Here is a 546-nt window from a genome sequence, read left to right on the forward strand (position 1 = left end):
GACATCGACGATGTCGACGATCACGCCCGCGCGGCTGATCGAACGGCCGACCTGGGCCATCGCCGCCTGATAGGCGGTCGGGCGCATGCACTGGCTGCCGACATGGAAGCTGACGCCCATCAGGCCGTCCTTCACCGCCTGGCGGGTCGCCAGCAGCAGCGCCGGGGCCTGGTCAGAGGACACGCCGAACTTGCCCGACAGCGTATAGGCCGCGCCGTCGGCCGAAACCGCCATCCGCACGATCAGGTTCAGGTCGTTCGCGCCGCCGGTGGCGTCGAGAATCTTGTTAAGCTCCTCCACGCAATCCAGCGAGAAGGTGCGGACGCCATGGTCGAAATAGGCCTTGGTGATCGCCGCCCGGCTCTTGACCGGATGCATGAAGGCCAGACGCGCTTCGGTCGTGACCGAGCGCACAAGCTCGATCTCGGCCAGCGACGCCACGTCGAAGCCGCGCACGCCGGCCTCAACCAGCGTTTCGATGACCCAGCGCGACGGATTCGCCTTCACGGCGTAGAAGACGTCGGCTTTCAGATTATCCTGGAACCA

Annotated in this window: 1 pseudogene; it reads right to left on the minus strand. The window is 65.8% G+C overall.

From position 1 onward, the window contains the following. Nucleotides 1-546, minus strand: a pseudogene (locus B2U11_RS01210) (type III PLP-dependent enzyme); the annotation flags it as partial.

Origin of the sequence: Brevundimonas sp. UBA7534 (genome assembly GCF_002479325.1) — a bacterium.
Taxonomy (GTDB): Bacteria; Pseudomonadota; Alphaproteobacteria; order Caulobacterales; family Caulobacteraceae; genus Brevundimonas.